The organism is Pseudomonas sp. TH39(2020), assembly GCF_016650715.1.
In the GTDB taxonomy this organism is placed as follows: Bacteria; Pseudomonadota; Gammaproteobacteria; order Pseudomonadales; family Pseudomonadaceae; genus Aquipseudomonas; species Aquipseudomonas mandelii_C.
This window is the reverse complement of the sequence record NZ_JAEKFF010000006.1, coordinates 1309008-1334059: the sequence shown is the minus strand read 5'-3', so window position 1 is coordinate 1334059 and position 25052 is coordinate 1309008. Positions and strand designations below refer to the sequence as shown.

Annotated in this window: 23 protein-coding genes and 1 rRNA gene; 9 read left to right on the top strand and 15 right to left on the bottom strand. The window is 59.1% G+C overall.

Going from position 1 to position 25052, the window contains the following annotated elements; genetic code table 11:
* Positions 1–3: 3 nt before the first annotated feature.
* From JFU47_RS14035 to JFU47_RS14025, 3 genes are all read right to left on the bottom strand, one after another.
* A complete protein-coding gene (locus JFU47_RS14035) occupies positions 4–174 on the bottom strand; it encodes a hypothetical protein (protein ID WP_165353242.1) in 171 nt (56 codons plus the stop codon).
* A 150-nt stretch (positions 175–324) separates the two neighbouring features.
* Positions 325–1338, bottom strand: coding sequence for a zinc-binding alcohol dehydrogenase family protein (locus JFU47_RS14030; RefSeq protein ID WP_201183607.1), 1014 nt, complete (start codon positions 1336–1338; stop codon positions 325–327).
* Positions 1339–1371: 33 nt separating this feature from the next.
* On the bottom strand, positions 1372–1665 hold the full coding sequence (locus JFU47_RS14025) for a putative quinol monooxygenase (protein ID WP_134421269.1): 294 nt from the start codon (positions 1663–1665) through the stop codon (positions 1372–1374).
* Positions 1666–1782: 117 nt separating this feature from the next.
* On the opposite strand from JFU47_RS14025, the gene JFU47_RS14020 reads away from it, so the two are divergent.
* The 3 genes from JFU47_RS14020 to JFU47_RS14010 all read left to right on the top strand — a co-directional run bounded on the left by JFU47_RS14020 (position 1783) and on the right by JFU47_RS14010 (position 5270).
* Positions 1783–2712, top strand: a complete 930-nt coding sequence (locus tag JFU47_RS14020) for a LysR family transcriptional regulator (protein ID WP_123369243.1) — start codon at positions 1783–1785, stop codon at positions 2710–2712.
* Between the two features lie 316 nt (positions 2713–3028).
* Complete coding sequence (locus JFU47_RS14015; RefSeq protein ID WP_201183605.1) at positions 3029–3763, top strand: ArsR/SmtB family transcription factor; 735 nt, start codon at positions 3029–3031, stop codon at positions 3761–3763.
* A gap of 127 nt (positions 3764–3890) precedes the next feature.
* Positions 3891–5270, top strand: coding sequence for an MFS transporter (locus JFU47_RS14010; protein WP_201183604.1), 1380 nt, complete (start codon positions 3891–3893; stop codon positions 5268–5270).
* 106 nt (positions 5271–5376) lie between these two features.
* Here the strand turns inward: JFU47_RS14010 and JFU47_RS14005 are convergent, their stop codons facing one another.
* From JFU47_RS14005 to JFU47_RS13995, 3 genes are all read right to left on the bottom strand, one after another.
* Positions 5377–6330, bottom strand: coding sequence for an adenosine deaminase (locus JFU47_RS14005; RefSeq protein ID WP_140683256.1), 954 nt, complete (start codon positions 6328–6330; stop codon positions 5377–5379).
* A gap of 82 nt (positions 6331–6412) precedes the next feature.
* A complete protein-coding gene (locus tag JFU47_RS14000) occupies positions 6413–7378 on the bottom strand; it encodes a 2-oxoglutarate and iron-dependent oxygenase domain-containing protein (RefSeq protein ID WP_201183602.1) in 966 nt (321 codons plus the stop codon).
* 59 nt (positions 7379–7437) lie between these two features.
* Complete coding sequence (locus JFU47_RS13995) at positions 7438–8520, bottom strand: BMP family ABC transporter substrate-binding protein (protein WP_140683262.1); 1083 nt, start codon at positions 8518–8520, stop codon at positions 7438–7440.
* Positions 8521–8816: 296 nt separating this feature from the next.
* Here JFU47_RS13995 and JFU47_RS13990 point away from each other — a divergent pair, with 296 nt between their 5' ends.
* Positions 8817–9905, top strand: coding sequence for a calcium:proton antiporter (locus JFU47_RS13990; RefSeq protein WP_201183599.1), 1089 nt, complete (start codon positions 8817–8819; stop codon positions 9903–9905).
* A gap of 124 nt (positions 9906–10029) precedes the next feature.
* Here the strand turns inward: JFU47_RS13990 and JFU47_RS13985 are convergent, their stop codons facing one another.
* The 3 genes from JFU47_RS13985 to JFU47_RS13975 all read right to left on the bottom strand — a co-directional run bounded on the left by JFU47_RS13985 (position 10030) and on the right by JFU47_RS13975 (position 12724).
* On the bottom strand, positions 10030–11388 hold the full coding sequence (locus JFU47_RS13985) for an 8-oxoguanine deaminase (protein WP_201183597.1): 1359 nt from the start codon (positions 11386–11388) through the stop codon (positions 10030–10032).
* Between the two features lie 273 nt (positions 11389–11661).
* Positions 11662–12348, bottom strand: a complete 687-nt coding sequence (locus JFU47_RS13980) for an SDR family oxidoreductase (protein WP_201183595.1) — start codon at positions 12346–12348, stop codon at positions 11662–11664.
* 25 nt (positions 12349–12373) lie between these two features.
* Positions 12374–12724 (bottom strand): MerR family transcriptional regulator, encoded by a 351-nt coding sequence (locus JFU47_RS13975; protein ID WP_201185235.1) that lies wholly within the window; start codon positions 12722–12724, stop codon positions 12374–12376.
* Positions 12725–12806: 82 nt separating this feature from the next.
* Between JFU47_RS13975 and JFU47_RS13970 the strand changes: the two genes are divergently transcribed.
* Positions 12807–13253: a hypothetical protein gene (locus JFU47_RS13970; protein WP_201183593.1), complete on the top strand. Its 447-nt coding sequence runs from the start codon at positions 12807–12809 to the stop codon at positions 13251–13253.
* Between the two features lie 60 nt (positions 13254–13313).
* Here JFU47_RS13970 and JFU47_RS13965 read toward each other — a convergent pair whose 3' ends face one another.
* The 3 genes from JFU47_RS13965 to JFU47_RS13955 are packed head-to-tail and all read right to left on the bottom strand — an operon-like array spanning position 13314 to position 16923.
* Positions 13314–14240 (bottom strand): ABC transporter permease, encoded by a 927-nt coding sequence (locus tag JFU47_RS13965; protein ID WP_140683271.1) that lies wholly within the window; start codon positions 14238–14240, stop codon positions 13314–13316.
* Positions 14240–15346 carry an ABC transporter permease gene (locus JFU47_RS13960; RefSeq protein ID WP_201183592.1) on the bottom strand — a complete coding sequence of 369 codons (1107 nt, stop codon included), beginning with the start codon at positions 15344–15346 and terminating at the stop codon, positions 14240–14242. The genes JFU47_RS13965 and JFU47_RS13960 overlap by 1 nt, the downstream gene beginning before the upstream one ends.
* Before the next feature lie 11 nt (positions 15347–15357).
* Positions 15358–16923 carry an ABC transporter ATP-binding protein gene (locus JFU47_RS13955; protein ID WP_201183590.1) on the bottom strand — a complete coding sequence of 522 codons (1566 nt, stop codon included), beginning with the start codon at positions 16921–16923 and terminating at the stop codon, positions 15358–15360.
* Positions 16924–16953: 30 nt separating this feature from the next.
* On the opposite strand from JFU47_RS13955, the gene JFU47_RS13950 reads away from it, so the two are divergent.
* Complete coding sequence (locus JFU47_RS13950) at positions 16954–17169, top strand: hypothetical protein (protein WP_201183588.1); 216 nt, start codon at positions 16954–16956, stop codon at positions 17167–17169.
* Positions 17170–17454: 285 nt separating this feature from the next.
* Here JFU47_RS13950 and JFU47_RS13945 read toward each other — a convergent pair whose 3' ends face one another.
* The 3 genes from JFU47_RS13945 to JFU47_RS13935 all read right to left on the bottom strand — a co-directional run bounded on the left by JFU47_RS13945 (position 17455) and on the right by JFU47_RS13935 (position 19793).
* Entirely contained in the window at positions 17455–18036 is a 582-nt protein-coding gene (locus JFU47_RS13945; RefSeq protein WP_201183586.1) for an IMPACT family protein, read from the bottom strand.
* Between the two features lie 7 nt (positions 18037–18043).
* The gene (locus JFU47_RS13940) at positions 18044–18694 is read right to left on the bottom strand and encodes a TetR/AcrR family transcriptional regulator (RefSeq protein WP_046044703.1); all 651 of its coding nucleotides are present in this window, start codon (positions 18692–18694) and stop codon (positions 18044–18046) included.
* A 178-nt stretch (positions 18695–18872) separates the two neighbouring features.
* The gene (locus tag JFU47_RS13935; protein ID WP_123369257.1) at positions 18873–19793 is read right to left on the bottom strand and encodes a LysR family transcriptional regulator; all 921 of its coding nucleotides are present in this window, start codon (positions 19791–19793) and stop codon (positions 18873–18875) included.
* Between the two features lie 124 nt (positions 19794–19917).
* Between JFU47_RS13935 and JFU47_RS13930 the strand changes: the two genes are divergently transcribed.
* The 3 genes from JFU47_RS13930 to JFU47_RS13920 all read left to right on the top strand — a co-directional run bounded on the left by JFU47_RS13930 (position 19918) and on the right by JFU47_RS13920 (position 24988).
* Positions 19918–21267: an aspartate aminotransferase family protein gene (locus JFU47_RS13930; RefSeq protein WP_123369258.1), complete on the top strand. Its 1350-nt coding sequence runs from the start codon at positions 19918–19920 to the stop codon at positions 21265–21267.
* Between the two features lie 64 nt (positions 21268–21331).
* Entirely contained in the window at positions 21332–22825 is a 1494-nt protein-coding gene (locus JFU47_RS13925; RefSeq protein ID WP_201183584.1) for a CoA-acylating methylmalonate-semialdehyde dehydrogenase, read from the top strand.
* A 626-nt stretch (positions 22826–23451) separates the two neighbouring features.
* Positions 23452–24988: ribosomal RNA gene (locus JFU47_RS13920) — 16S ribosomal RNA — on the top strand.
* Positions 24989–25052 lie beyond the last annotated feature (64 nt).

Below are 25052 nucleotides of genomic sequence, written 5' to 3'. Positions count from 1 at the left end.
GACTCAGCCAGCGGCACGCTGCTGGCGGTCAATAATTTGATGAGGTGCTTGTAGTCGCGCTTCAAGGGTGCGGGTGAAGGCGCGGGCTTCGGCTTCGCTGCGGAATGTCACGGCGTGTTGGTCCAGACGGACTTGCCACTGGGATTTTGCCAATTCTTTTATCAGGATCTTCATTGCTGATCTCTCCTCTCGTAAAAGACGTTACGTAAAAGATTGTGCCGCAGAGACCTCGATTGTAGACCCGAATACGATCGCAATTGTGACAACGGTCAACTCTCGGACTGACGGTGTCGCCCATCTGGGCGACAACTGTGTCAGTTTGTTTCAGAACCCTTCGAGCACAATCTTGCCCTTGGACTTGCCGCTTTCCAGCAGTTCATGAGCACGGCGCAGGTTCGCCGCGTTGATGGTCCCGAAGTGCTCGCCGATCGTGGTCTTCAGCGTCCCGGCGTCGATCAGCTCAGCCACGCGGTTGAGCAATTTGTGCTGCTCGATCATGTCCGCGGTTTCGAACAGTGAGCGGGTGTACATGAACTCCCAGTGCAGCGACAGGCTCTTGCGCTTGAGCTTGGTCACGTCCAGCGCTTTCGGATCATCGATCAGGGCCAGTTTGCCTTGCGGCGCCAAAGCCTCGACCAACTGATCCAGGTGGTGATCGGTCTGGGTCAGGCTGGCGACATGGGTCACATGGTCGAGACCGACGCGTTTGAGTTCTTCGCTCAACGGCTGGCTGTGATCGATCACCAGGTCGGCACCCAACTCACGAACCCAGCTCTGGGTTTGCGGACGGGAAGCGGTGCCGATGACTTTCAGCCCGGTGAGTTGGCTGGCCAGTTGCGTGAGGATCGAGCCCACTCCACCAGCGGCACCGACGATCAAAAGGCTCTGGCCTTCATCGGTTTTGCCTTCACGCACTTGCAGGCGCTCGAAGAGCAATTCCCACGCGGTGATAGCGGTCAGCGGCAGCGCGGCGGCTTCGGCGAAACCAAGGGTTTTCGGCATATGGCCGACGATCCGCTCATCGACCACGTGCAGTTCGCTGTTGCCGCCTGCACGGGCGATGGAGCCGGCGTAGAACACTTTGTCGCCGGCCTTGAATAGCGTGACTTCACTGCCGACGGCCTTGACCACACCGGCCACGTCCCAGCCCAGCACTTTCGGCGTGCCCGCTTCAGGCTGGACGTTTTGGCGGACCTTGGTGTCCACCGGGTTGACCGAGATGGCTTTGACTTCCACCAACAGGTCGCGCGGGCCGGCAACCGGTTCTGGCAGTTCGATGTCTTGCAGAGATTTTACGTCGCTGATTGGCAACGAGGCGTAGTAAGCAATGGCTTTCATTGGAGCTCCTGAAAGTAATAAAGAAGGAAGAGATCAGACAATGGAGCGCAGGCGCTTGAGGTCGAAGTGTTCGAGAAAGTCGCCAGCCTTGGCGCGGAAGTTCTGGATATGCGCGCTGGCGTCATGGGCCTGCAGGGCTTCGTCACTGCTCCATTTTTCGATCATGTAGAAGGCATGAGGATTGGCGAGGTCCTGGTGCAAGTCGTATTGACCGCAACCGGCCTCGGCGCGGGTCGGTTCCAGCAGCGCACGCAGGTGCTGTTCGAGGGCATCCTGCTGGCCGGCTTTGGCGATGAGGGTGGCGATAGCGGTAAAAGGCTGGGACATGTTCGGCTCCGGGAACGGGATGAATTCGATGGGACGGATAATTGGCTATTTCTCTGCAAGATAAAACCCGCTAAAAGAGCAGTCTCTTTCAATGTTTTTTTGATAATCGAGGCTGAAATGCTGCGTTTCGATGACTTGCAGTTGTTTGTCCGGGCGGCGGACCTGGGCAGTCTGTCAGCAGCGGCGCGGGGGATGGACATGTCGGCCGCGGTAGCCAGTGCGGCGTTGAAGCGCATCGAACAGCAGCTCGGCGCCCGGTTGCTTGCCCGTTCTACCCGTAGCCTGCGGCTGACCGCTGAGGGCGAGGGATTTCTCGAATACGCTCGGGCTGCCTTGAGCAATCTCGATGAGGGTCGTCGTTTATTGGCCAGTGGTCAGGACCAGGTCAGCGGTATTTTGCAGCTCTCGGCGCCTTCGGACTTTGGCCGCAATCTGCTGCTGCCCTGGCTGGACGAGTTTCAGCGTGAGCATCCGAAGCTTACGGTGCGTTTGCTGTTGGGCGACCGCATCGCCGATCTGTTCCGCCAACCGGTGGACATCGCCCTGCGGTACGGCGAGCCGGAAGACTCAAGCCTGGTGGCGCTGCCCATCGCCCCGCAGAACCGCCGCGTCCTTTGTGCCGCCCCGAGTTACCTGGCCCGGCATGGCGAGCCACGGCAACTGGAGCAACTGGCTCAGCACAACTGCCTGCTGTTCATGCTGGGCAGCCGGGTCCACGATCATTGGAGTTTTCACGACGGCAAACGCGAGGTCAGCCTGACCGTCAGCGGCGATCGTTTCAGCGATGATGCCGATGTCGTGCGTCTGTGGGCCGTGGCAGGTGCCGGGATCGCCTACAAATCCTGGCTCGATGTCGCGGCCGATGTGTTGGCCGGTCGGTTGAAAGTGCTCATGCCGGAACTGCTCTGTGAGCGCGCACCGCTGAATTTGTTGTGCGCCCATCGCGCACAATTGAGTAAACCGGTGAACCTTTTGCGGGAAATGCTCGCCAGCCGATGCGCCCGGTTGAGTAGCCAATTTCCGACGTTATCGGGCCCCAATCATTAGTCGCAGGCAAATAGCGAAATTTCACTCAGGAACTATCACCACCAACGGTTTCCCAAGGGCAGGAACCGGCGGTTAACCCGCATATACTAGCGCTCGCCTCATGTACGCACCGTCGATCTCGCAATGGCGAGTCCACATCCGAGTCAGCCAGGCCCCATGGTCAATCGCCGCGGCTTTGCGAAACCTGCGAGCAATGGCCTGTGCGATTGGCCGGCTTTGCCCGGTTTATGGCGGTTTCCACGCCTTGGCCGACGACACATTACTGGTCAAGATGTCTCTGAGCAGTAGACGAAACGATTCAACAGGGAGTGAATACATGGAACATGCACCTTGCATCAGCCAGATCGCCACGTTGCTGGCTGACCCAAAGCGCAGCGCAATGATGTGGGCCTTGATGGACGGCTCGTCGCGACAATCCGAAGAGCTGGCCTTGTTGGCCGGCCTGTCACCGTCTTCGGCCAGTGCACATCTGGGGCGTTTGTCCGCCGGAGGTCTGTTGAAAGTCGAAATCCGCGGCCGCAAGCGGTTCTTTCGTCTTGCCGCACCTGAAGTGGGTGCCGCGATAGAGGCACTGGCCAGCGCCACCCTCGCCAGCGCTCCTCGGGAAATCCCGGACATTTTCAAGCGCACGACACCCATCGCCAAACCTCAGGCGGCGCCTTCGTCACTCTTGCGCGCCAGGCTTTGCGACGACCATTTGGGCGGCACCCTTGCCGCCGATCTTTACCAGCGTCTGCTGGATGCGGGCTGGATCGAACAGTTCGATCAGCGGGTCGCGATCACTCACAAGGGCGCCACGCAATTGGCGACACGAGGTGTGTTCATCCAGGCGCTGGCTCATCGCAACAGCCGAGTCGCCTGCGCATGTCCGGACTGGAGCGAAAGACGTCCGCACATGGGCGGGTCACTGGGGGCGGCGTTGCTGCAATTGTTCATGCAGTCAGGTTGGTTGAGCCTGCCCAACGATTCGCGAGCCTTGCAGGTCACCGCCGCGGGGCAGCGTGAAATCCATCGATTCGCCAAGGAAACCGAGCTGGAAATGGCGTTGTAGACGCATCGCGATCGACGTCCGAAGCTTCGGGCGTCGTTCAGGGCTGCGAACAGGTCGCATCCAGCAGTAACCCCCAGCAGCTATCGCGCACACTCGTCCGGGGACTTTCGGATTGAGGGGATGTGGTATGGAAACACGAGGCTTCAGCGCGGCAGAACGACTGGAACGGCTGCCCATCAGCGGTTATCACCGGATCATTTTCGTCATCATTGCCCTGGCGTTTTTCTTCGACTCCATGGACCTGGCGATGATGACTTTCCTGCTCGGTTCGATCAAAACCGAGTTCGGCCTGAGCACGGCACAGGCCGGGTTGCTGGCCAGTTCGAGCTTTTTCGGCATGGTTGTGGGGGCGTCACTGTCCGGCATGCTGGCCGACCGTTTTGGCCGCAAACCGGTGTTCCAGTGGAGCATCGTGTTGTGGGGGATCGCCAGCTACCTGTGCTCTACGGCGCAGAACGTCGAAACGCTGACGTTGTTCCGAATCCTGTTGGGGATTGGCATGGGCATGGAGTTTCCCATCGCTCAGTCGATGCTCTCGGAGCTGATTCCGGCCAAGAAGCGTGGGCGCTATATCGCGTTAATGGACGGTTTCTGGCCGCTGGGCTTCGTCGCCGCCGGCGTACTGTCGTACTTCCTGCTGCCGGTGATTGGCTGGCGGGACATCTTCCTGGTGTTAGCGGTGCCGGCGGTGTTTGTCCTGGCGATTCGCTTTTTCATTCCCGAATCACCGCGCTGGCTGGAACAGGCCGGACATCATGACGTGGCGGATAAGGTCTTGCTGCGCATCGAGGATCGGGTCCGGACATCTCTGGGGCGTTCGCAGCTGCCTGAGCCGATCCGCCTGCCGAGAGTGGCGAGTACGCCGGGCCATTTCTTTTCCGCGTTGCGGCAGATCTGGTCGCCGCTGTACCGCCAGCGCACGATGATGATCTGGAGCGTCTGGTTCTTCGCCTTGCTGGGGTTCTATGGCCTGACGTCCTGGCTCAGTGCCTTGCTGCAGCAGTCGGGTTTTGCCGTGACCCAGTCGGTGTATTACACGGTGTTGATTTCCCTTGGCGGGATTCCCGGTTTCCTGATGGCCGCCTGGCTGGTGGAGCGTTGGGGACGTAAACCGGTGTGTGTGGTGACGTTACTCGGCGGCGGGGTGATGGCGTTTCTTTATGGTCAGAGCGCGGTGTTTGGCGGCAACGTCAGCCTGTTGATTGCGTCGGGGCTGCTGATGCAGTTCTTCCTGTTCGGCATGTGGGCAGTGCTTTACACCTACACACCGGAGTTGTACCCGACATCGGCGCGGGCCACGGGCTCAGGGTTTGCTTCGGCGATTGGTCGCGTGGGTTCGTTGCTTGGGCCAATGGTGACCGGGCTGGTGTTCCCGATGACCGGGCAGGGCGGGGTGTTTGCGCTGGGGGCGATGTGTTTTGCGATTGCGGCAGGGGTGGTGTGGGTGTTCGGGATGGAGACCCGGGGCAAGACGCTGGAAGAATTGAGCGAAGCCACACCAATCTAAATGTGGGAGCGAGCCTGCTCGCGAAGCGGTGTGTCAGCTGCATCAACATCGACTGACACTCCCTTTCGCGAGCAGGGTCGCTCCCACAGTGGTTATGTGGTGAGGTTTACGGCTTGACCAACCGTGCATCCAGGCTGTTTTGCGCCAATCGCTTGGCCTGATCCTGCGTCATGCCCAGATCGGTATACAGCGCATGGAAGTTCTCGGTGACATAACCGCCGAAGTACGCCGGGTCGTCCGAGTTTACGGTCACTTTCACGCCACGCTCGAGCATGTCGAGGATGTTGTGCTGGGACATGTGATCGAACACGCAGAGCTTGGTATTCGACAACGGGCACACGGTCAGCGGGATTTGCTCGTCGATGATCCGCTGCATCAAACGCTCGTCTTCGATGGCGCGCACGCCATGGTCGATGCGCTGGACTTTCAGCAAGTCGAGGGCTTCCCAGATGTACTCGGGCGGGCCTTCTTCACCGGCGTGGGCGACGGTCAGGAAGCCTTCGTGACGAGCGCGATCAAACACGCGCTGGAACTTGCTCGGCGGGTGACCCATTTCCGAACTGTCCAGACCGACCGCCACAAACGCATCACGGAACGGCAGCGCCTGGTCGAGGGTTTTCTGGGCTTCGTCTTCGCTCAAGTGGCGCAGGAAGCTCAGGATCAAACCGCTGGTGATGCCCAGTTGCTGCTCGCCATCCTTCAACGCGGCGGCGATGCCGTTGAGCACCACTTCGAACGGCACGCCACGGTCGGTGTGGGTCTGCGGGTCGAAGAACGGTTCGGTGTGAATCACGTTCTGCGCCTTGCAACGCAACAGGTAGGCCCAGGTCAGGTCGTAGAAATCCTGAGAGGTGCGCAACACGTCGGCACCCTGGTAATACAGGTCGAGAAACTCTTGCAGGTTGTTGAAGGCATAGGCCTTGCGCAGGGTTTCGACGTCGCTCCACGGCAGGGAAATCTTGTTGCGTTCGGCCAGGGCGAACAGCAGTTCAGGCTCCAGCGAACCCTCAAGGTGCAGGTGCAGTTCTGCCTTGGGCAGGGCGTTCAGCCAGTCGTACATAGTCTTTTCTCATCAGGTGCAGATGGCGAGCATTCTACAGATGCCCGTAGAAACAATTAGCAAAACCTGACCAGCCGGTTCATCACACCGCTTCCTGTTCCCGTCGATAGGCGTAAGTATCGGCGAAGCGCGAGAGCAGGAATTGTGCGCAGGTGGTGGCCGGATACTTTGCCGGGTGCCATTCATCCTGACAGCCGGGCAGGCATTCGATGGCCGTGTCGGGGTGCGGCTCGGCGAAGAAGGGCATCGAGTAACGGTCCACGCCCAGCGGGCTGATCACCCGGTGCGGCGTCGACAGGTAACGGTCGTTGCTCCAGCGCGCCATCATGTCGCCGAGGTTGACCACGAACGTGCCGTCGATCGGCGGTGCATCGATCCACTCGCCTTGAACGTTTCGCACTTGCAGGCCGCCGGCGGCATCCTGATACAGCAGGGTGATGCAACCATAATCGGTGTGGGCCCCGGCGCCTTGTTGCTCTTCGGAACTGGCGGTGTGGCGCGGTGGGTAATGAATCATCCGCAGCACGCTGACCGGCTCAACGAAGCGGGTGTCGAAAAAGTCGCGCTCGATGCCCAGCGCCACGGTTATGGCCCGTAACAGGGTTAGGGCCAAGGCCTGCATGTCGACGTAGTGCTGCTCCATCAGCGATTCCCAGCCGGGCGTCGACGGATGGCGGTTGGGGCCGCGCAGCGGTTTTTCCGCCAGCACTTGCGGGTGATCGGCCGGCAGATGCAGGCCCATGTCGAAGGTTTCTTTCAGGTCGCTGGGTTTGCTCGGGTCGAGTTGTTCAGTGGCGATGGCGCCATAACCGCGATGGTGTCGGGATTGGGTTATGTCGATCTTGAGTTTTTCGGCGGCGGGCAGGGCGAAGAAACGTTGGGCGCTGTCGAGTACGGCGTTAATGCGCGCGGCGCTGATCGGGTGACCCTTGATGTAGAAGAAGCCCCACTCGCGGCAGGCGCGGTCGATTTGTGTGGCGATGGATTGCCAGGCGGATGCGTCATCGGTGTAGAGCGGGGCGATGTCGATGATCGGGAGCTGGTTCATTTTGCAGTCTCTATAACGATCGTTCCCACGCTCTGCGTGGGAACGATCGTGGAGGTAGGTTACTTCGGAATATCGGCCTTCATGCCTTCAACGTAGTAGTTCATCGATGCCAGCTCCGCATTGCTCGCCGTCGCGCCCGCCGCAATCTTTTCGACGCCTGCCTGATCCTTGATCGGTCCGGTGAACGGGTGGAAAGCACCGCTTTTGATGTCGGCAATGATCTGCTCTGCCTCGGCTTTCACCGGTGCTGGCACCAGATCGCTGATCGGCAACTCAACCGTACCTTCCTTCAACCCGCCCCAGTAATCCTGCGACTTCCACGTGTGGTCGAGCACGCTTTGGGTCGCCTGAATGTAGTGCGGCCCCCAGTCGTTGACGATGGACGTCAGCACCGCTTTCGGCCCGAAGTGCGCCATGTCCGAAGCGTAGCCCACGGCATACACGCCGCGGCGTTCAGCCGCCTGGATCGGCGCCGGGCTGTCGGTGTGCTGGAACACCACGTCCACGCCCTGATCGATCAACGCATTGGCGGCATCGGCTTCTTTGCCCGGATCGAACCAGGAGTTGACCCACACCACTTTGATCTCGGTGCCGGGGTTGTACTTATTCAGGGCCAGTTGAATGGCGTTGATGTCGCGGATCACTTCCGGGATCGGGAAGGACGCGACGTAACCGATCTTCTTGGTCTTGGTCATCTTCGCCGCGAGGAAACCGCCGACGTAGCGGCCTTCATACGTGCGCGCCAGGTAGGTGCCGAGGTTCTTGTCCTGTTTGTAGCCGGTGGCGTGCTCGAAGGTCACCTTGGGAAATTGTTTGGCGACTTTCAGGGTCGGGTTCATGTAGCCGAAGGATGTGGTGAAGATCAGGTCGTACTTGTCCTTGGCCATGTTGCGGATCACCCGCTCGGCGTCGGCGCCTTCAGCGACGTTTTCCACATAGTTGGTGGTGATCTGGTTACCGAATTTTTCGGCCAGCGCCTTGCGCCCTTGTTCATGCTGATACGTCCAGCCGTGATCGCCAATCGGACCGATGTAGACGAAGCCGACTTTCAGCGGGTCGGCGGCAGTGGCGGTCAGGCTTACGCTTAGACCGATGGCTGCGGCGACGGCGCAAAGCAGCTTCTTCAACGGACGTTTGTGCATGAATTCGAACTCCATGGTGTTGTTAGGTTGGCAAGGCCAATGCAAGTTGCTGACCAACAAGACAACAAATGCCGAAACCGCGTAACGGCCTTCGCGAGCAGGCTCGCTCCCACAGGAGAACGCATTCCAATGTGGGAGCGAGCCTGCTCGCGAAGAGGCCCTTGAGGCCGATAAAAGTGCATGACTTGGCATAGCTGCCATCCACTGGTGCGCTAAGGTGTAACGAAACGTTAGCGCCGCCCCGCAGTCACTAGCTCATCACCCTGGTTTCGCTTCACACGGCAAAAAGGCCCGCAATGCTCACACTCCTCAAGCAAGAAAAGTTTCTGCTGCTGGCCGTGATTGCCGCCGTCGTCGCCTATCCACTGGAACACTGGATGCTGCACAGCGGCCAGCCCATCGCGTTGACCGCCGGCCTGGTGCTGATCGCCTTCATCGTCGTTGCCTCCATGCGCGTCGCCCATCACGCCGAACTGCTGGCCGAAAAAGTCGGTGACCCTTACGGCACGATGATCCTGACCCTGGCCGCGGTGCTGGTAGAAGTGGTGATTCTGGCGATCATGATGAGCAACGAGGCCTCCGCGACCCTGGTGCGCGACACGATTTATTCGGCGGTGATGCTCGACATCAACGGCATTCTCGGCCTGGCCGCGTTGATGGGCGGGATCAAGCACGGCGAACAGTCTTACAACGACGACTCGGCGCGCAGTTACAGCGTGATGATCCTCACCGCCATGGGCGTTTCCATGGTGGTGCCGGAGTTTATTCCCGAGGCCAACTGGAAGATTTATTCGGCGTTCACCATCGGCGCGATGATCGTGCTCTACACCCTGTTCCTGCGCATGCAGGTCGGGCCGCACAGCTATTTTTTCAGTTACAGCTACCCGGAAAAACGTCGCAAGAAAGTCCCGGAGGAGGAACCTGAACCGGTCAATCTGGTGCTGAGTATTGGGACATTGGTGTTTGGCGTGGTGGTGATCGGCGCATTGGCCGAGGTGATGTCCAAGACCCTCGATCTGGGCCTGGAAGGGACGGGCGCACCGCCGGTGATCACGGCGATCCTGGTGGCGGCAATCTCGGCGGCGCCGGAGATTCTGACCGCGTTACGGGCGGCACTGGCCAACCGCATGCAGTCGGTGGTCAACATCGCCATGGGCGCATCGCTGTCGACGGTCATCCTGACGGTGCCGGTGATGGAAGCGATGGCGCTCTACACCGGCCAGCCGTTCCAGATGGCGATGACCCCGGTGCAGACCGTGATGGTCTTCCTCACCCTGATCGTCAGCGCAATCAACCTCAACGATGGCGAAACCAATGCCATCGAAGGCATGACCCACTTTGTGCTGTTTGCGACATTCATCATGCTGTCGCTGCTGGGCCTCTAAACACACCACAAAACCAATTGTGGGAGCGAGCCTGCTCGCGATAGCGGTGTGTCAGACACCATTGATGTCGACTGACACTCCGTCATCGCGAGCAGGCTCGCTCCCACAGTTGATGGGTGTTGTGTCAGGTACCGGCGATGAGTTGCCGAGCCGCCTGGCTGTGATCCGCAATCAATCCCTTCAAATCCAGCCCTTCAACCTGCCCATCAATCACCCGCCACTTGCCCCCAACCATCACCCGATCCGCCCGATCAGCGCCGCACAGCAGCAACGCCGACACCGGATCATGACTGCCGGAGAAACGCAGCTCATCGAGCTTGAACAGCGCCAGATCCGCCTGCTTGCCTACCGCCAGCTCGCCGATATCGGTACGCCCGAGCAAACTCGCCGAGCCCTTGGTCGCCCACCCCAAAACCAGTTCCGGCGTGATCTTCTCGGCGCCGTAACGCAGCCGCTGAATGTAAAGCGCCTGACGGGTTTCCAGCATCATGTTCGACGCATCGTTGGACGCCGAACCATCCACGCCCAAGCCCAGTAACGCACCCGCAGCCGTCAGGTCCAGCGTCGGGCAGATGCCGGAAGCCAGACGCATGTTCGAACTCGGGCAATGGCAAATGCCGGTGCCAGCGGCGCCGAGGCGAGCGATTTCGTCCGGGTTGAAGTGGATGCCGTGAGCCAGCCAGGTGCGCGGACCGAGCCAGCCGACGCTGTCGAGGTAATCCACAGTGCGCAGGCCGAAGCGTTGCAGACAGAAGTCTTCTTCGTCGAGGGTTTCGGCCAGATGGGTGTGCAGACGCACGTCGAGTTTGTTCGCCAGTTCGGCGCTGGCGGACATGATTTCCGGGGTTACCGAGAACGGCGAGCACGGCGCCAGGGCGATCTGGATTTGCGCACCGTCGCCACGCTCGTGGTACTCGGCGATCAAGCGTTGGCTGTCGGCGAGGATCACTTCGCCTTCCTGCACGGTCTGCTGCGGCGGCAGGCCGCCGTCCTTTTCGCCGAGGCTCATGGAGCCGCGCGTCAACATGGCGCGCATGCCCAGTTTGCGGACGCTCTCGACCTGCACGTCGATCGCATTTTCCAGGCCTTGCGGAAACAGGTAATGGTGATCGGCCGCAGTGGTGCAGCCGGACAGCAGCAACTCGGCCAGCGCGACTTTGCTGGCGAGGGCGAGTTTTTCGGGTGTGAGGCGGGCCCAGACCGGGTACAGGGTTTTCAGCCACGGGAACAACGGCTGATTGACCACCGGAGCCCAGGCGCGGGTCAGGGTTTGATAGAAGTGGTGATGGGTGTTGATCAGTCCCGGCAGGATCACATGCTCGCGGGCATCGAACACTTGTCCACAGGGCGCGGACGGTTGCTGGCCGACGGCGAGCACTTCGACGATCAAACCGTCTTGCAGGACTAAGCCGCCACGGGCATCGAGGCCATTGGCAGTGAAGATCGCGAGGGGGTTTTTTAACCAGGTACGGGTCGCAGGCATGTTGGCCGGCTCCTCTGAAAGTGGGGTTCAGGTTAGCCAGCTCAGTGATTACCCTGTCTGCTGATCCAGGGTCGCCGCGGGGACGAGGTGCGGAGTTTCGAACAAAACCGCTCGGCGGGCAAGCCCGGGCCGACCAGGCGACGCAAACCCCGATGTGGAATGAGTCCCTGTGGGAGCGAGCCTGCTCGCGAAAACGGTGTGTCAGCCAACAACAATGTTGAATGTACTGCCGCCTTCGCGAGCAGGCTCGCTCCCACCGGAGGGCGGCGGTGTTTACCAGGGAATGGTTTCGCCTCTGTAGTTCACGAAGTGATGCCCGCCCTTGCCGGTATATGCATTCACCTGATCGACTAACCCACGCGTACTGGTGTCCACATCGATGTCGGCACCTTCACCGCCCATGTCGGTCTTCACCCAACCTGGATGCAGCGACAGCACGGTGAGTTTCTGCTCGCCCAACTGAGTGACGAAGCTGTTGGTCATCGAGTTCAGCGCGGCTTTGCTGGCTTTGTACAACGCCAGCTCCGGCGCATCCGGCATGGTCACGCTACCGAGCACCGAACTCATGAACGCCAGCACGCCGGTATCCGGACGAATCTGCCCGACAAAACGCTGGGCCAGATTGATCGGTGCCACCGCATTGGTGAAGAACAGTTGGCCGACTTCGGCCAGGGTCGCGCCGCCCGGCGTTTGAACTTCCGGGCCTTTGACTCCGGCATTCACGAACAGCAGGTCAAACACTTCACCCTTGAGTTGTTGGCTGAGGGCGATGACCGCCTGCTGATCGTCCATGTCGAGTTTTTCGATCCGCACCTTGCCCAAGGCCTGCAAGGCTTCGGCGTTCTGCGGGTTGCGCACGGTGGCGGTGACCTGCCAGCCTTCAGCCAACAGGGTTTTCACCAGACCGAGGCCCAGGCCTCGGGAGGCGCCGATGATGAGTGCGGTTTTTGCCGTAGACATAAGTGGCTTCCTTGATAAATGAGGATCACGGATTCAATGGACAACGTTGACCGAGCCGTTGCTGCAACTCCTGACGCAGCGCGCCGAGTTCGTCGATTCGGGTTTCGATCAGTTTGAGTTTGTCTTGCAGCAATTGCGTGACGGCGCTGTCCGGGTCGGGCGACTGCCATATCGCGGTGACGCTGTTGCCGATCTCGCCGAGGGTAAAGCCCAGACGTTGCGCGGTCTTGATGTACAGCACCAGTTGCACCATGTCCGCCGGATAGTCGCGATAACCGTTGGCGCTGCGTTGCGCTGCAATCAACCCGCGCTGCTCGTAGAAGCGCAGCGTGTCGCGGCTGACGGCGCTGGCCTGGGCTAATTCACCGATGCGCATCATGACATCTCGAGAGGGCTTGACCCTGGAGCATACTCCAGGCTTTAGCCTTGTTGCTCCCCGATTTTCTGGAGCAAGACGGATGTGGACTTCAACGCAATATCGCCGGTTGGTGAAGGGTAGCGCCTGGTATGACTTGATCGTGACGGCAGCGTTTGTCACGCCGTGGAGTTTTGCGGCGTTGCATGGCGTTTTGTTGAGTGTGAGTCAGGCGTTCAACTTGCCTGGCGAGTTGCCGCCGTTTGAGCCTATGCACATGCTGATGGCCAATCTGTTGGGGTCGATTGTCTGCGTGTGGGCGGTGCTGCGGATTCGGGATCCGCAGCAGGTTTATGGCCGGTATGACGCAGTCGGTAGATTTCTGTTTTCGGCTTGGCAGCTGTATGCCTTGGCCCACGGGGCGAGTTCGTTATTGGTGGTTTTTTTGGTCTTTGAATTGGCATGGGGCGTTGTTCAGGTGTTGCCTGTTCGGGCGCCTTCGCGAGCAGGCTCGCTCCCACAGGGGATCCGTGTCGGCCCGCAATCCTGAGTTAAACCCGGACTACTGTGGGAGCGAGCCTGCTCGCGAAGAGGCCGGTGCAGACAACCACTAATGCCCAGCCTGCCAAGGCTGCCCCAACGACACCGGCGCATACAACCGTGTACGCACCGCATCTCGCGACAGCAGCACCAACACCACAATGGTCGCGACATACGGCAGCATCGCCAGCAGACTCGACGGAATCGCCAGCCCCAACCCCTGCGCCACCAGGTGCAGGATGCTGGCGAGCCCGAACAGATACGCCCCCAGCAGCAATCGCCACACCCGCCAACTGGCAAACACCACCAGTGCCAGGGCAATCCAGCCCCGGCCGGCGCTCATGTTTTCCGCCCACATCGGCGTGTAAGCCAGAGACAGATACGCCCCGGCCAATCCAGCCATCGCCCCACCAAACAGCACAGCCAACGTGCGCACGCCCAATACCGGCAAGCCCATGGCGCTGGCCGCATCCGGATTTTCCCCGACCGCCTGAATGATCAGCCCGACACGACTTTTCACAATCACCCACGCCACCAGCGCAAACAACGCGAACGACACATACACCAGCAGATCCTGCGCAAACAGCATCCTCCCGATCAGCGGGATTTCACTCAAATAAGGAATCGCCACCGGCTCGAAACCTGCCAGCGGTTTACCGACCCACGCCGCGCCGACAAAGGTCGACAGGCCCACACCGAAGATCGTCAGCGCCAACCCGGTGGCCACCTGATTGGCGTTGAACACCAGCGCCACCAGCGCAAACAGCGACGACAACAGCATCCCGGCAAGCATCGCCAGCAACACGCCGAGCCACAGATTGCCGCTGTTCAGGGCGACGATAAAACCGATCACCGCGCCAAACAGCATCATGCCTTCCTGACCCAGGTTGAGGACGCCGCTCTTCTCGCAGATCAGTTCGCCCAGCGCCACCAACAGCAGCGGCGTACCGCAACGGACCATGGCGTAGAAAATATTGCTCAGCAGATCGATATCCATCACAGCACTCCTGCGGTTACGGCGGTGGCTGGCGCGCGACGGGCCCAGCGCAGGTTCAAGCGCGGTCGGTAGAGAATCAGCACGTCACTGGCCAGCAGGAAAAACAGCATCATTCCCTGGAACAATTGGGTGATTGCTTGCGGCAGATTCATGCTCATCTGCGCGCTCTCGCCGCCGATGTACAGCAACGCCATCAGCAGGCTGGAAAACAGAATGCCGATGGGATTGAGTCGCCCGAGAAACGCCACGGTGATCGCGGCATAGCCGTAACCGGGAGAGACTTGCGGCACTAGTTGGCCGATCGGCCCAGTGACTTCACACACCCCGGCCAGCCCCGCCAACCCTCCGCTGATCAACAACGCCAGCCAGATCAGCCGCTTCTCGCGAAAGCCGACGAACCCCGCTGCGCGCTTGTCCAGCCCGAGGACTTTGATCTGGAACCCGATAAAGCTTTTCTGCAGCAACACCCACACCGCCACCAACGCGAGCAAGGCGAAATACACGCCCACGTGAACCCGACCATCCTCCATCAGCAGCGGCAAACGGCTGGCATCACCGAACATCGCCGACTCCGGAAAGTTGAACCCCGCCGGATCCTTCAGCGGCCCATGCACACAGAACAGCAACAGGTTCAGGGCGATGTAATTGAGCATGATGCTGGTGAGGATTTCATTGGCATTGAAACGCGTGCGCAACCACGCCGTCAGCCCGGCCCACGCGGCACCGGCCAGGGTGCCGACGAGCAGGATCAGCACCAGCGCCCAGCGGCTTTGCATCCCGATGATGTTCACCGCCAGCGCACTGCCGGCCAGCGCGCCAAGCAGCAACTGACCCTCGGCGCCGATGTTCCAGATTCGTGCTTGGTACGCCACCGCCAGCCCCAACGCGCAGAGCAAAATCGGCAGTGCTTTGACCAGCAACTCGGAGACGCCATACAAATCGCTGACCGGCGCGATCAGCAAGGTGTGGAGCGTGAGCAGCGGATCATGCCCCAGCGCGATAAACAGCAGCGAGCCACAGCCCAACGTCAGGACCGCCGCCAGCAATGGCGAGCACCACAGCATCAGGCGCGATTGCTGGCCACGGGGTTCGAGAGAAAGCAGCATGTGAAACTCCGTTAAACCGTTGCGGGTGCAGGTGATTGAGGGGTGTCGAACTGGCCGGCCATCCAGCCGCCGACATCGGTCAGGCGCGTGTCGACCGTGGCCTTGAGCGGCGATAATCGACCGCTGCACAAAGCGCCGAGGCGGTCGCTGATCTGGAACAGTTCGTCGAGGTCTTCGGAGATCACCAGGATCGCCGCGCCGGCATCGCGCAAGGCAATCAGCGCCCGGTGAATGGTCGCGGCGGCGCCGACGTCCACGCCCCAGGTCGGGTGTGCGGCCACCAGCAGTTTCGGTTGCTGCAGGATTTCCCGGCCGAGGATGAATTTCTGCAAGTTGCCGCCGGACAGGCTGCGGGCCGGTGTCTGGGTGTCGGGTGTCTTGACCCCGAAGCGGCGGATGATTTCTTCGGCCAGCGCTTCGACTTTGTTGCGCTGGATCAGGCCGTTGCTGACCAGCCCTCGTTGAAAGGCCGTGAGCAGGGCGTTGTCCGCCAGGCTCAGGTCCGGCACCGCGCCATGGCCCAGACGTTCAGCGGGGACGAAGCCCAGGCCCAGTTTGCGCCGTGCATCCGGCCGCAAGTGCGCCACCGGTTGCCCGCCGAAACTGATCGTTGCGCCGTCGTTGCGGCTTAGAGGTTCTTCGCCACTGAGCAGGGCCAGCAACTCATCCTGACCATTGCCCGCGACCCCGGCTATGCCGACGATTTCACCGCTGCGCACTTGCAGGTCAATATCATTCAGCGAGCAGCCGAATGGGTCCGGGTTGTGCCAGGACAATCCGCTCACACTCAAGAAAACATCACTGCCGATCACCTTCGGATAATCGGTAATCAACTCGGCCGCTTCACCCACCATCAACCGCGCCAGTTGCTGATCCGAGCACTCCACCGGCACGCAATGGCCGGCCACCCGACCGCCGCGTAACACCGTGGCGCTGTGGCACAGCGCGCGGACTTCACCGAGCTTGTGGCTGATAAACAGAATGCTGCAGCCCTCGGCAGCCAGCCGACGCAAGGTAACGAACAATTCGTCGGCTTCCTGGGGCGTCAGCACTGAAGTCGGCTCATCGAGAATCAGCAGACGGATGTCTTGCATCAGGCAGCGAATAATTTCTACCCGTTGCCGTTCGCCGATCGACAGGCTGTGGACAAGTCGTTCCGGTTCCAGCGCCATGCCGTAGCGCCGGGACACTTCACGAATCTTTGGCTCAAGCTGTTTCGGTGTCCCCGCCGCCGCGCCCATGGCTAGGGCAATGTTCTGCGCCACGCTCAGGGTTTCGAACAGCGAGAAATGCTGGAACACCATGCCGATTCCCAGACTGCGAGCCTGAGCCGGGTTGCGCATCGTCACGCGTTGCCCTTGCCAGATCATCTCTCCCGAGTCGGCATGGGTAACGCCATAGATGATCTTCATCAGCGTACTTTTGCCTGCGCCGTTTTCGCCAAGCAGGGCATGGATTTCGCCGGGTGCAATGCTCAAGTCGATGGCGTCGTTGGCCAGGCAGCCGGGGTAGCGCTTGCTGATTCTGCGCAGTTGCAGGCGAGGTGTTGGATCGGAGATCGGCACGGGGTTGGGCATGACAGGCTCGGGTCGATTGAAGTGATGCCTGTGGATAAAGCAATTTCCTGGCCATTGAGTCAGGAAAAATCAAAAGCGTTACAGATAAAGGCTTTGAAGGGGGTGCCTTGCCCTATGTCGATTCCGAACCAGGCACCACTTGAGGGCAAAGCCGTTGATCAGGCTCCGGTTTTGCTCAGGGTGTTTGGTCAAAAAACGAGCAACTTGCGGCAAGCCATGCCGGACATGGGACGGCGACAGCCATGAACGGGTTATCCACAGATTGCTCCACAGTATTTGTGCGCAAGCCCGAAGCTCGGGCATAAGCACTGCGTGGCTTTCTTCTAAAGGTGATAAACCGCTCTAACTGATTGTTTTTGCATGGATTTAGCTTTTTTGATGGCGGATTGGTCGAAAAGTGAGCAACGCCCGCAAAGCCGCATGACAGAAGGGTTACAGCCGGGTGTGCTCAGGTTATCCACAGCCGGGTGCACAGCAGATGTGGGCAAATGCACCGGTTCGACGAAAGGGCTGTGAACGTTGTTGGTGCGATTAGTGCTGCAACAAAATGCGCCCGCGGCTCAAATCCGCCAGCTGCGTTTGCAGGGTATCGATCTGGCTTTCGCCGATCGCCAATTGCAGCTCTACGCCGTTGGCCGTGAACGTTTCTTCCACAACCAATCCTCCCAGTTCCGCCACCCGAAGCTTCACCAGCGGCAACTCTGCAAAAGCACAGGCACAACTCACCGGCACCCGACTGATCAGTTCAACCTTTGCCGCGGCTTGCAGGCACTTGTTGGCGCCGCCGCCATACGCGCGGGCGAGGCCACCGGTGCCGAGTTGAATGCCGCCATACCAACGAATCACCAGCACCGCGACCTGATCGCAATCCTGCGCTTCGATTGCCGCCAGAATCGGCCGGCCAGCGGTGCCGCCGGGCTCGCCATCGTCAGTGCTGCGGTATTGGTCGCCAAGCTTCCAGGCCCAGCAATTGTGCGAGGCATTCAAATCGCTGTGCTGTTCGATGAACGCCTGGGCTTCAGCAGGGCTGCTGATCGGCGCGGCGAAAGTGATGAAGCGGCTTTTGCGAATCTCTTCGCGGTACTCGCAAAAACCGCTGAGGGTAAAAGGCATAAGTGTCTTAGATCGTAGGCGTCAGGCCGCAGCCCTTGAGAATGATGCGGATCAGGTTGTTGCCGGCGTCTTCCATGTCTTGCTTGGTCAACTTGGTGCGTCCGCTGACACGGCAGATCTGTGTGGCGAAATCGGCGTAATGCTGAGTGCTGCCCCACAACAGGAAGATCAGGTTCACCGGGTCGACCGGGTCCATTTTTCCGGCGTCGATCCAGGCTTGGAACACGCCCGCCCGGCCCTGGAACCAGGCGCGATAATCCTGGTTGAAGTACTCGGTCAGGCATTCGCCGCCGCTGATCACTTCCATCGCGAAGATCCGCGAGGCTTGCGGCTGACGACGGGAGAACTCCATCTTGGCGCGGATGTAACGCGTCAGCGCTTCGGCCGGATCATCCTCGGCTGTCAGGGTGTTGAAGGTGCTGTCCCACAACTGGAGGATGTTGCTCAACACCGCCACGTACAAACCGAGTTTGTTGGTGAAGTAGTAATGCAGATTCGCCTTGGGCAATCCGGCATTCAGGGCGATGGTGTTCATGCTGGTGCCTTTGAACCCGTGACGGGCGAACTCGTCTTCGGCGGCTTTGATAATGGTCTCTTCGTTCTTCTGACGAATGCGGCTGGCAGGTTTGCCGCCGTGAGCGGGGACTTCAAAGGTCATAGGCACTTCCGAACAGGTGGGTGGGTGCAACCAATGCGTTGATAGCGCACCCACAGGCATCAGACAAGTCCTGACGCAATAAAACTGTGGGAGCGAGCCTGCTCGCGAAGGCGGCGGGTCAGCTGTAGAAGTATCAACTGATATGCCTTCTTCGCGAGCAGGCTCGCTCCCACATGTTTCAACGCGTCGCGGCCAGGCTTTCGAGGAAGCTTTCCAGCACCAAATGCGGGCGACGGCCCTTGCGCGTGACCGATGCGAGGCTCAGGTCATAAAAACGCACCTTTGGTTTCAGCGCACGCAACCGGCCTTGCTGCACCCAGAGGCTGGCGTAGTGGTCCGGCAGGTAGCCGATAAAGCGTCCGGTCAGGATCAGGAACGCCATGCCTTCCCGGTCCGAAGCACTGGCGGTGCAATTGAGCGCCTGGTAATGGGCCTGGATTTCCGCGGGCAAACGGAAGGTCGGCGCAATGGCGTCCTGGCTATTGAGGCGCTCGTCATTCAGTTGTTTATCGTCGACATAAAACAACGGATGACCGACCGCGCAATACAGTAGCGAGCGTTCGCTATAGAGCGGCTGATATTCGAGCCCCGACAGCGCGCTGGCCTGCGGCACCACGCCGACATGCAATCGACCGTCGAGCACACCTTGTTCGACTTCATTGGGCGCAATCATGCGGATCTGGATCTGCACGTCCGGCCCGCGTTCCTTCAATTGCGCCAAGGCGTGGGTGATGCGCATGTGGGGCAGGGTGACCAGATTGTCGGTCAGGCCGATGGTCAATTCGCCACGCAAGTGTTGGTGCAGGCCGTTGACCTCAGTGCGGAAACTTTCCAGCGCACTTAATAGCTGCAACGCCGATTGGTAAACCTCGCGACCTTCTTCGGTCAGGGAAAACCCGGCGCGACCGCGTTGGCACAAACGCAAGCCGAGGCGCTGTTCCAGATCGCTCATTTGCTGGCTGATGGCCGAACGGCCGATCCCCAGTACCGATTCCGCCGCGGAGAAGCCACCGCATTCCACGACGCTGCGGAAGATCCTCAATAAGCGGATATCAAAGTCACTGACTTGCGCCAGCGGATCGGGGCGGCGGCTGCTCATAGTTTAGTGGTGACCTGACTGAACGTTAGAAGAGTTGGATTTCACCGACTTTATCCCCGTGGCAATTTAGCTGCAAGAACGCTTTTGATCTCTATGCCGCTTATTGCCCTGCGAGGTTTTGCCCATGAACGTGCCTGAAAACGCCCCGACTTCCCTGGCTAGCCAGCTCAAGCTTGATGCTCACTGGATGCCCTACACCGCCAACCGTAATTTCCAGCGCGATCCGCGACTGATCGTGGCGGCTGAAGGCAGTTGGCTGATCGATGACAAGGGCCGCAAGGTTTACGACTCGCTCTCCGGTTTGTGGACCTGCGGTGCCGGGCATACCCGCAAGGAAATTCAGGAAGCGGTCGCCAAGCAATTGGGCACCCTCGATTACTCGCCAGGTTTCCAGTACGGCCATCCGCTGTCGTTCCAGCTGGCTGAGAAAATCACCGACCTGACCCCGGGCAATCTGAATCACGTGTTCTTCACTGACTCGGGTTCCGAGTGCGCTGACACGGCGGTGAAAATGGTTCGTGCTTACTGGCGTCTGAAAGGCCAGGCGACCAAGACCAAAATGATCGGCCGTGCACGCGGTTATCACGGCGTAAACATCGCCGGCACCAGCCTCGGTGGCGTGAACGGCAACCGCAAAATGTTCGGTCAGGCGATGATGGACGTCGATCACCTGCCGCACACTTTGCTGGCGAGCAATGCTTATTCCCGTGGCATGCCGAAAGAGGGCGGAATCGCCCTGGCGGATGAACTGCTCAAGCTGATCGAACTGCACGACGCTTCGAACATCGCCGCGGTATTTGTTGAGCCAATGGCCGGTTCTGCTGGCGTACTGGTTCCACCACAGGGTTACCTCAAGCGTCTGCGCGAAATCTGCGATCAGCACAACATCCTGCTGGTGTTCGACGAAGTGATCACTGGTTTCGGCCGTACCGGTTCGATGTTCGGTGCCGACAGCTTCGGCGTCACCCCGGACCTGATGTGCATCGCCAAGCAAGTCACCAACGGCGCGATCCCGATGGGCGCGGTGATTGCCAGCTCCGAGATCTACCAGACCTTCATGAACCAGGCGACGCCTGAGTACGCGGTGGAATTCCCGCACGGCTACACCTATTCCGCGCACCCGGTGGCTTGCGCCGCGGGCCTGGCAGCACTCGACCTGCTGCAAAAGGAAAACCTGGTGCAGAGCGTGGCCGAAGTTGCACCGCATTTCGAAAATGCGCTGCACGGTCTGAAGGGCTCGAAAAACATCATCGATATTCGTAACTACGGTTTGGCTGGTGCGATCCAGATCGCGCCGCGTGACGGCGACGCCATTGTGCGTCCGTTCGAAGCCGGCATGGCCCTGTGGAAAGCCGGGTTCTACGTGCGCTTTGGCGGCGACACCCTGCAGTTCGGCCCAACCTTCAACAGCAAGCCGCAAGACCTTGATCGTCTGTTCGACGCGGTCGGCGAAGTGCTGAACAAAATCGACTGATTTTCCCTTCTATATAGAGGCGCCCTTCAAAGGGCGCCTGTGGACAACTTTTCAGGAGCCCTGCATGAGCCTCATCCCGCATTTGATCAATGGCGAACTGGTAACCGAAGACGGTCGCACAGCTGACGTGTTCAACCCGTCCACGGGCCAGGCAATCCACAAGCTGCCGTTGGCCAGCCGCGAAACCATTCAAAAAGCCATCGACTCGGCTAAAGCTGCGTTCCCGGCCTGGCGTAACACGCCGCCAGCCAAGCGTGCGCAAGTAATGTTCCGCTTTAAGCAATTGCTGGAGCAGAACGAAGCACGTATTGCTCAGCTGATCAGCGAAGAGCACGGCAAGACGCTGGAAGATGCTGCCGGCGAATTGAAGCGCGGCATCGAAAACGTTGAGTTCGCTTGTGCTGCGCCGGAAATCCTCAAGGGCGAGTACAGCCGTAACGTCGGCCCGAACATTGATGCCTGGTCGGACTTCCAGCCGCTGGGCGTGGTGGCTGGTATTACGCCGTTCAACTTCCCGGCCATGGTGCCGCTGTGGATGTATCCGCTGGCGATCGTCTGCGGCAACTGCTTCATTCTCAAGCCTTCCGAGCGTGATCCAAGCTCCACACTGTTGATCGCTCAACTGTTGCTGGAAGCCGGTCTGCCTAAAGGTGTGCTGAGCGTCGTGCATGGCGACAAGGCTGCGGTAGACGCGTTGATCGAAGCGCCGGAAGTCAAAGCGTTGAGCTTCGTTGGTTCGACGCCGATTGCCGAATACATTTACGCCGAAGGCACCAAGCGCGGCAAACGCGTTCAGGCATTGGGTGGCGCGAAGAACCATGCGGTGTTGATGCCGGATGCGGATCTGGATAATGCGGTCAGCGCATTGATGGGCGCGGCGTATGGTTCTTGCGGTGAACGTTGCATGGCGATCTCGGTGGCTGTGTGCGTCGGTGACCAGGTGGCGGATGCGTTGGTGGCCAAACTGACGCCGCAGATCAAGGCGCTGAAGATCGGTGCGGGTACGACCTGTGGTCTGGACATGGGACCGCTGGTTTCCGGTCAGGCTCGCGACAAAGTCAGTGGCTATATAGAAGACGGTGTTTCTTCTGGTGCGACCTTGGTGGTCGATGGTCGTGGTCTGAGCGTGGCGGGTCATGAGGAAGGTTTCTTCCTGGGTGGCTGCCTGTTTGATAACGTCACGCCAGAAATGCGCATCTATAAAGAAGAGATCTTCGGGCCGGTGCTGTGTGTTGTCCGGGTTAACAGCCTGGAAGAGGCGATGCAGCTGATCAACGATCACGAGTATGGCAACGGCACCTGCATCTTTACCCGTGATGGGGAAGCTGCTCGGTTGTTCTGTGACGAGATCGAAGTCGGTATGGTTGGCGTCAACGTGCCATTGCCGGTGCCAGTGGCTTATCACAGCTTTGGTGGCTGGAAGCGTTCTCTGTTCGGCGATCTGCATGCGTATGGTCCGGATGGTGTGCGTTTCTACACCCGCCGCAAGGCCATTACCCAGCGCTGGCCGCAACGGGCGAGCCATGAAGCTTCGCAGTTCGCATTCCCTAGCTTGTAAGTAGAAGGGGAAAAGGCCGGCCCCTTGGGGCCGGCCTTTGCGTTTCTGGGGCTTTTTTCACCTATATGACAGAATTGTGAAAATAGGTGTTGACGGCAGATTCTGGAAGTCTATAATTCGCCCCACTTCCGGCGCAGTCGAAACGGAAAACTCCTTGGTAAACAATGAGTTACGCAGTTTTCGACAGCGAGTTGCTTCAGGTCATCGAAGCCCAGAAGGAGTTGAAAGAGTGAGGTTGTTTGGCTCTTTTAACGATTCGATCTTCTCGGTCGAAAGCGGTGTAAAAGAGGTGTTGACAGCAGCGAGTAACGCTGTAGAATTCGCCTCCCGCTAACGAGAGATCGGAAGCGCAAGTGGTTGAAGTTGCAAAGGAAACTTTGAAAGCTTCGAAAAATAACCGCTTGACAGCAACAGAGGCTGCTGTAGAATGCGCGCCTCGGTTGAGACGAAAGATCTTAACCAACCGCTCTTTAACAACTGAATCAAGCAATTCGTGTGGGTGCTTGTGGAGTCAGACTGATAGTCAACAAGATTATCAGCATCACAAGTTACTCCGCGAGAAATCAAAGATGTAACCAACGATTGCTGAGCCAAGTTTAGGGTTTCTTAAAAACCCAAAGATGTTTGAACTGAAGAGTTTGATCATGGCTCAGATTGAACGCTGGCGGCAGGCCTAACACATGCAAGTCGAGCGGTAGAGAGAAGCTTGCTTCTCTTGAGAGCGGCGGACGGGTGAGTAATGCCTAGGAATCTGCCTGGTAGTGGGGGATAACGCTCGGAAACGGACGCTAATACCGCATACGTCCTACGGGAGAAAGCAGGGGACCTTCGGGCCTTGCGCTATCAGATGAGCCTAGGTCGGATTAGCTAGTTGGTGAGGTAATGGCTCACCAAGGCAACGATCCGTAACTGGTCTGAGAGGATGATCAGTCACACTGGAACTGAGACACGGTCCAGACTCCTACGGGAGGCAGCAGTGGGGAATATTGGACAATGGGCGAAAGCCTGATCCAGCCATGCCGCGTGTGTGAAGAAGGTCTTCGGATTGTAAAGCACTTTAAGTTGGGAGGAAGGGCATTAACCTAATACGTTGGTGTCTTGACGTTACCGACAGAATAAGCACCGGCTAACTCTGTGCCAGCAGCCGCGGTAATACAGAGGGTGCAAGCGTTAATCGGAATTACTGGGCGTAAAGCGCGCGTAGGTGGTTTGTTAAGTTGGATGTGAAATCCCCGGGCTCAACCTGGGAACTGCATTCAAAACTGACAAGCTAGAGTATGGTAGAGGGTGGTGGAATTTCCTGTGTAGCGGTGAAATGCGTAGATATAGGAAGGAACACCAGTGGCGAAGGCGACCACCTGGACTGATACTGACACTGAGGTGCGAAAGCGTGGGGAGCAAACAGGATTAGATACCCTGGTAGTCCACGCCGTAAACGATGTCAACTAGCCGTTGGGAGCCTTGAGCTCTTAGTGGCGCAGCTAACGCATTAAGTTGACCGCCTGGGGAGTACGGCCGCAAGGTTAAAACTCAAATGAATTGACGGGGGCCCGCACAAGCGGTGGAGCATGTGGTTTAATTCGAAGCAACGCGAAGAACCTTACCAGGCCTTGACATCCAATGAACTTTCCAGAGATGGATTGGTGCCTTCGGGAACATTGAGACAGGTGCTGCATGGCTGTCGTCAGCTCGTGTCGTGAGATGTTGGGTTAAGTCCCGTAACGAGCGCAACCCTTGTCCTTAGTTACCAGCACGTAATGGTGGGCACTCTAAGGAGACTGCCGGTGACAAACCGGAGGAAGGTGGGGATGACGTCAAGTCATCATGGCCCTTACGGCCTGGGCTACACACGTGCTACAATGGTCGGTACAGAGGGTTGCCAAGCCGCGAGGTGGAGCTAATCCCAGAAAACCGATCGTAGTCCGGATCGCAGTCTGCAACTCGACTGCGTGAAGTCGGAATCGCTAGTAATCGCGAATCAGAATGTCGCGGTGAATACGTTCCCGGGCCTTGTACACACCGCCCGTCACACCATGGGAGTGGGTTGCACCAGAAGTAGCTAGTCTAACCTTCGGGAGGACGGTTACCACGGTGTGATTCATGACTGGGGTGAAGTCGTAACAAGGTAGCCGTAGGGGAACCTGCGGCTGGATCACCTCCTTAATCGACGACATCAGCTGCTCCATAAGCTCCCACACGAATTGCTTGATTCATTGAAGAAGACGAT

Coding starts and splice junctions, on each gene's coding strand:
- JFU47_RS14035 (WP_165353242.1), bottom strand. CDS start 174: ATGAAGATCCTGATAAAAGAATTGGCAAAATCCCAGTGGCAAGTCCGT.
- JFU47_RS14030 (WP_201183607.1), bottom strand. CDS start 1,338: ATGAAAGCCATTGCTTACTACGCCTCGTTGCCAATCAGCGACGTAAAA.
- JFU47_RS14025 (WP_134421269.1), bottom strand. CDS start 1,665: ATGTCCCAGCCTTTTACCGCTATCGCCACCCTCATCGCCAAAGCCGGC.
- JFU47_RS14020 (WP_123369243.1), top strand. CDS start 1,783: ATGCTGCGTTTCGATGACTTGCAGTTGTTTGTCCGGGCGGCGGACCTG.
- JFU47_RS14015 (WP_201183605.1), top strand. CDS start 3,029: ATGGAACATGCACCTTGCATCAGCCAGATCGCCACGTTGCTGGCTGAC.
- JFU47_RS14010 (WP_201183604.1), top strand. CDS start 3,891: ATGGAAACACGAGGCTTCAGCGCGGCAGAACGACTGGAACGGCTGCCC.
- JFU47_RS14005 (WP_140683256.1), bottom strand. CDS start 6,330: ATGTACGACTGGCTGAACGCCCTGCCCAAGGCAGAACTGCACCTGCAC.
- JFU47_RS14000 (WP_201183602.1), bottom strand. CDS start 7,378: ATGAACCAGCTCCCGATCATCGACATCGCCCCGCTCTACACCGATGAC.
- JFU47_RS13995 (WP_140683262.1), bottom strand. CDS start 8,520: ATGCACAAACGTCCGTTGAAGAAGCTGCTTTGCGCCGTCGCCGCAGCC.
- JFU47_RS13990 (WP_201183599.1), top strand. CDS start 8,817: ATGCTCACACTCCTCAAGCAAGAAAAGTTTCTGCTGCTGGCCGTGATT.
- JFU47_RS13985 (WP_201183597.1), bottom strand. CDS start 11,388: ATGCCTGCGACCCGTACCTGGTTAAAAAACCCCCTCGCGATCTTCACT.
- JFU47_RS13980 (WP_201183595.1), bottom strand. CDS start 12,348: ATGTCTACGGCAAAAACCGCACTCATCATCGGCGCCTCCCGAGGCCTG.
- JFU47_RS13975 (WP_201185235.1), bottom strand. CDS start 12,724: ATGCGCATCGGTGAATTAGCCCAGGCCAGCGCCGTCAGCCGCGACACG.
- JFU47_RS13970 (WP_201183593.1), top strand. CDS start 12,807: ATGTGGACTTCAACGCAATATCGCCGGTTGGTGAAGGGTAGCGCCTGG.
- JFU47_RS13965 (WP_140683271.1), bottom strand. CDS start 14,240: ATGGATATCGATCTGCTGAGCAATATTTTCTACGCCATGGTCCGTTGC.
- JFU47_RS13960 (WP_201183592.1), bottom strand. CDS start 15,346: ATGCTGCTTTCTCTCGAACCCCGTGGCCAGCAATCGCGCCTGATGCTG.
- JFU47_RS13955 (WP_201183590.1), bottom strand. CDS start 16,923: ATGCCCAACCCCGTGCCGATCTCCGATCCAACACCTCGCCTGCAACTG.
- JFU47_RS13945 (WP_201183586.1), bottom strand. CDS start 18,036: ATGCCTTTTACCCTCAGCGGTTTTTGCGAGTACCGCGAAGAGATTCGC.
- JFU47_RS13940 (WP_046044703.1), bottom strand. CDS start 18,694: ATGACCTTTGAAGTCCCCGCTCACGGCGGCAAACCTGCCAGCCGCATT.
- JFU47_RS13935 (WP_123369257.1), bottom strand. CDS start 19,793: ATGAGCAGCCGCCGCCCCGATCCGCTGGCGCAAGTCAGTGACTTTGAT.
- JFU47_RS13930 (WP_123369258.1), top strand. CDS start 19,918: ATGAACGTGCCTGAAAACGCCCCGACTTCCCTGGCTAGCCAGCTCAAG.
- JFU47_RS13925 (WP_201183584.1), top strand. CDS start 21,332: ATGAGCCTCATCCCGCATTTGATCAATGGCGAACTGGTAACCGAAGAC.